Source organism: Mycobacterium sp. (assembly GCF_040509115.1).
Classification (GTDB): domain Bacteria; phylum Actinomycetota; class Actinomycetes; order Mycobacteriales; family Mycobacteriaceae; genus Mycobacterium.
Window position 1 is genome coordinate 1 of record NZ_JBEVLO010000269.1, and the last position, 4,500, is coordinate 4,500.

The window sequence follows — 4,500 nt, forward strand, 5'->3', positions numbered from 1 at the left end:
GCCCTGAACATCGCAGCTCCCGATGAAGGCAACCTCCACATGCTGGCCCATATTGCGAATCCAGATCAGAAGCAGGAATATCTTGATCCGCTCGCCCGAGGGGAGGTCCGTTCCGCGTTCGCGATGACCGAACCGGCTCCCGGCGCCGGATCGGATCCGTCGGCGCTTTCCACGCGCGCAGTCCGGGTTGCGGGAGGCTGGCGGATAAGCGGGCGCAAGTGGTTCATCACCGGCGCTGACGGAGCCGGGTTCTTCATTGTTTTCGCAAGGACGTCGGGTGAGCCTGGCCAGCGCGGAGGGGCCACGATGTTCCTCTCCCCTGCCGATGCCGATGGCATCCGGATCGGTAGGCACATAAGCACATTGGATAGGTCGATGATCGGCGGGCACTGCGAGGTTTTCTTCGACGATCTATTCGTTTCCGATGCGGGGGTGCTGGGCGAGGTCGACCGGGGATTCGACTACGCGCAGGTAAGGTTGGGGCCCGCGCGCATGACCCACGTGATGCGTTGGCTGGGGGCAGCGCGCCGTGCACATGACATCGCGCTGGACCACGTGGCCTGTCGCGAGGGGTTCGGATCCAAGATTGGTGACCTCGGCATGGTGCAGAAGATGGTGGCCGATAACGAGATCGACATGGCAGCATCTCGGGCCTTGTTGATCCGCGCATGCTGGGAGCTCGACCAGGGTGCTCCTGCCTCCGATGCGACATCCATCGCGAAAACCTTTGCCTCCGAGGCGATCTTCCGTATCGTGGACCGCAGCATCCAGATGTGCGGCGGTCTCGGCGTCTCCGATGATTTACCGCTGGCGCGGCTTTCTCGGGAAGTGCGGCCATTCCGCGTTTATGACGGACCGTCAGAAGTCCACCGATGGGCTATCGCCAAACGCGCAGTAGGCGCCGCCAAACGCGCCGCCCAGGACCGTCCATGAGTCTGCCGGGGATGAATACAGCCGCCCTCAGGGACTATCTGATCGGGGCAGGAATCGATGTCTGCGGCGAGTTGACGGCGGATTTGATCAGCGGTGGCCGATCGAATCTGACTTTTCGGGTCAGTGACGGCGTCACGGCTTGGGTCGTGCGCCGTCCGCCGGTACGGGGGATAACCCCCTCGGCGCACGACATGGGCCGCGAATACATCGTGGCGAGTGCCCTCCAAGGCAGCGCCGTGCCGGTCGCGAAGACCGTGGCCTTCGACGCCGAAGGCACTGCGTTCGGCGTTCCGATGACGGTGGTGGAGTTCGTCGACGGGGTCGTCATTCGCGATCAGACCGAGTTGGCCGATTTGAGCGACGAGCAGGTCGACGCCAACGCCTCAGCCATCGTAAAGGTGCTGGCCGCCCTACACGCCGTGCCCTACGACCAGATCGGCCTCGGCAAATTTGGGCGGCCCTGCGGGTTCCTCAGCAGGCAGGTGAACCTGTGGGCACGCCAATGGGAGCGGGTGCGGACCCGCGACCTACCCGATGTCGCCACGATGCACACCGCTCTGGCCCAAGCCGTTCCACCCGCGTCGGATGCGTCGATCGTGCACGGCGACCTACGAATTGACAACACCATCGTCGATTCGTCCGATCCGACGGTGGTCCGGGCCGTGGTGGATTGGGAGATGTCGACCATCGGCGATCCCCTCACCGACATTGCATTGATGTGCGTGTATCGAGACCCGCTGTTCAATCTGGTGCTGGGCACGCAGGCGGCGTGGACTAGTCCGAGGCTGCCGTCGGCCGACACCCTCGCGCACCGCTACGCCATCGCGTCAGGCCGCGATCTCTCTAACTGGAACTTTTACCTTGCGCTGGCGAACTTTAAACTCGGGGTCATCAGCGAAGGGATCACTCATCGCGCGCTACAGGGTTCCGATGCCGGCGACGGAGCAATGCGTGCCGCTGATGCGGCGCCGGAATTCATTGCCGCCGGGTTGAGAGTGCTGCGGAACCCGTAGCGATTCGGTGCTCGGCGCTATTAGATGGTGGACTTCAGTCCGCGCAGCAACAGATCCAACATTGTGTTCAACTCGTCGTCTGCACCGAATCGCACGTCGGGGGGCGCGCCTTCGGGAAGCCGGCCGACGGCAAGAAGTGTCTCCCTCGATGCGCTGCCAAACTACGTGGACTCGTTGAGGTCCTCGTCGCGAGTGCCGGTGCCAACGCGAAGACCGACATCCCAAGGAAGACCGGACTGCAGGCTCGGGTAGATTCCGCCGGCGAACCGTCGCGTCGACGTGGCGGTCGCACAACCCGACGCTATTGCCGCTGCCGAGTGCTGGCTGGCCTCCTAGTCGTGCCCACGAAGGCTCTCGCGTGCCTGGATCATTGCGGCGAGCCGCTGCTCCATCTGTTCGCGAGTGTAGATGTCTGCAGTGGTCGCCGCGCCGGCGTCGTAGTCGGCGATGCGTTGGCGTTGCCCCGCGATCTCGGCATCCAACTTGGAGCCTGCCAAGTCTTTTGTCAGCAGATCCTGATCAACCCAGTCATCTTGTGGGAGTTGTTCGATGCGCTCTTCCATGTCAGTACGCTCCGTTTCGGTCAGGTACGTGGGAAGTGAAACAACTGCCGTGCATTGAGTTCGACCATTTGATGCACCTCCGAATCGGGGATGTCGATCATCACATCGTGGAGCCGTTTGCGGCTGTTGGGCCAGTTAGAATCCGAATGTGGGTAATCGCCTTCCCAGGTGATGTTGTCGATGCCGACGGAGTGCCGGTTTTCTAGGCCATGTTCGTCGTCGATAAAACATCCGAAAAGGTGCTGCCGGAACAGGTCTGACGGGCGCACCGTCTGATTGATGTTTTGATAATAGCGGTGTTTCTCCCACGTCAGGTCGAGGCGTTCCAACATGTAGGGCACCCACCCGATGCCCCCTTCAGACAGCGCGACCTTCAAGTTCGGGTGCCGGTGGAACACCGGTGAGAACAACAGATCGGCCGTCGCGTACATCGAGTTGCAACCGAACAGCGCGATCGTCACGGCGAACGGAGCCTCCGGCGCGGTGCTCGGAGCCTGACCGGAGGTGCCGAAATGCACGCACAACGGCTGTTGGGTTTCCTCGGCTGCTGAGAAGACTGGATCCCAGTGGTCAGTATGAAACGACGGCAACCCCAAGGGCGCCGGATTCTCCGGGAACGAAATCGCTCGCGACCCCTTCGCTGCGGTGCGATGGATCTCCTTGACTGACTCCGAAACCGACCACAGTGGCAGGATTGTCAACGGAATGAGTCGATCCGGTGCGGTCGGGCACCACTCGTCGAGCACATAGTCATTCCACGCCTGGACGGAAAGCAACGCCAGCTCAAGGTCATCGCCATCGAGGAATGCCGTGCCGGCGAACTTGGGAAACGACGGGAACGACAACGTGGCCTGGACCCCGTCGATATCCATGTCCGCGATCCGAGCCTTCGGGTCATAGCAGCCGGGCAGCATATCCTCATACCGGGTGGGCTCCAGCCCGTATTCCGCAGGCTTTTTTCCCGCTACCGCATTCAGTCCGATGTAGGGATAGATTCGGTCTTCGTAGCGCCATACCTGCGCTAACCGCTCCGAGGCGCCGATCCGTTGCTCGACGATCTGTGGGCCGCGCTCGACAAACTTCGACGGCAACCGATCTGTCCACAATCGGGGATGTTCGATCAGATGGTCATCGGTAGAGATGAGCTGCATATGGCTCTGCAAAGGCATGGGATGATTCACTTTCTCGATGCGACTGATAGTCATAATCGACGCATGAACGCGACTGTAACCGCTTCAGAGTATCAGACGTCCGCGGGTGATTAGAGACCGAGGTCACATTGAAGGTCAATGCCGCCGGCTGATCGGCCTGCTCAGTCACGGCGAAGCGTGGCACGCTCGGCATAGAGCCAGCGGTCGATGCCACCGACGGAGCCGAGGTCGGCGCCGAGAACCCGGCATTATCGGGTAGATCAGACGGGCTCACCGGCCGCGGATCACAGCCGCGAGTTGCGTCGGCGCATCGAGCATGACAAATGTTGCGCTGCCGTCGATCTCTTCGAGAGTGCCCCGCGGGAAGGCTGCGCGTAGGCGTTGGGCGTGCGCCAACGGAAAGAGTTTGTCGTTGACACCCCAGGCCAGACTGACAGGTTTGTCGAAGGCTTCGATAGCAGCAGCTGCCCGCAGTGTCAGCGCCGGATCCAGGGACGCGGTCACCGTGACCGCGTCACGTCGTGCCGCGGCGCTGGTGGCGAACGCTCCGAAGACTTCGCGTTGGCGCTCTGCTGTCGGCGGATGGCGACAGACGGCCTTGAGGAAAAACTTCTGCCCTGCTTCAGTGGCCAGCAACCGCAAAATCAGGCCGCCGACTGCCGAGCTCAGGCGGCAGAGTCTCACGATCTGAGCGAACGCGCCAGGCGGAAAGTGTTCATAGCTATCGCAATTGGTGAGAACGAGTCGTCCGATCCGCGACGTGTCCAGGCCGGGATCACCGAGAGCGGCCAGCACCAGACCGCCGCCGGTGTCGTTGGCCACCACCGTGACATCGGTCAG

At 62.1% G+C, this 4,500-nt stretch carries 5 protein-coding genes; 2 read left to right on the forward strand and 3 right to left on the reverse strand.

Translation table 11 applies throughout. The features are described from left to right. Together ABW137_RS18270 and ABW137_RS18275 are read left to right on the forward strand one after the other, a co-directional pair. Nucleotides 1–933 (forward strand): acyl-CoA dehydrogenase family protein (locus ABW137_RS18270; RefSeq protein WP_526402505.1); only part of this gene is annotated, 933 nt, incomplete at its 5' end. An 11-nt stretch (nt 934–944) separates the two neighbouring features. Next, nucleotides 945–1,946, forward strand: coding sequence for a phosphotransferase family protein (locus tag ABW137_RS18275; RefSeq protein ID WP_526402507.1), 1,002 nt, complete (start codon nt 945–947; stop codon nt 1,944–1,946). A 332-nt stretch (nt 1,947–2,278) separates the two neighbouring features. Here the strand turns inward: ABW137_RS18275 and ABW137_RS18280 are convergent, their stop codons facing one another. The 3 genes from ABW137_RS18280 to ABW137_RS18290 form a co-directional block, all read right to left on the reverse strand. Then, nucleotides 2,279–2,509 carry a hypothetical protein gene (locus tag ABW137_RS18280; protein ID WP_526402509.1) on the reverse strand — a complete coding sequence of 77 codons (231 nt, stop codon included), beginning with the start codon at nt 2,507–2,509 and terminating at the stop codon, nt 2,279–2,281. A 20-nt stretch (nt 2,510–2,529) separates the two neighbouring features. Continuing rightward, nucleotides 2,530–3,678, reverse strand: coding sequence for an amidohydrolase family protein (locus ABW137_RS18285; RefSeq protein WP_526402511.1), 1,149 nt, complete (start codon nt 3,676–3,678; stop codon nt 2,530–2,532). A gap of 252 nt (nt 3,679–3,930) precedes the next feature. Further along, on the reverse strand, nt 3,931–4,500 hold a 570-nt coding region (locus tag ABW137_RS18290; RefSeq protein ID WP_526402513.1), incomplete at its 5' end, for an alpha/beta fold hydrolase.

Coding starts and splice junctions, on each gene's coding strand:
- ABW137_RS18275 (WP_526402507.1), top strand. CDS start 945: ATGAATACAGCCGCCCTCAGGGACTATCTGATCGGGGCAGGAATCGAT.
- ABW137_RS18280 (WP_526402509.1), bottom strand. CDS start 2,509: ATGGAAGAGCGCATCGAACAACTCCCACAAGATGACTGGGTTGATCAG.
- ABW137_RS18285 (WP_526402511.1), bottom strand. CDS start 3,678: ATGCCTTTGCAGAGCCATATGCAGCTCATCTCTACCGATGACCATCTG.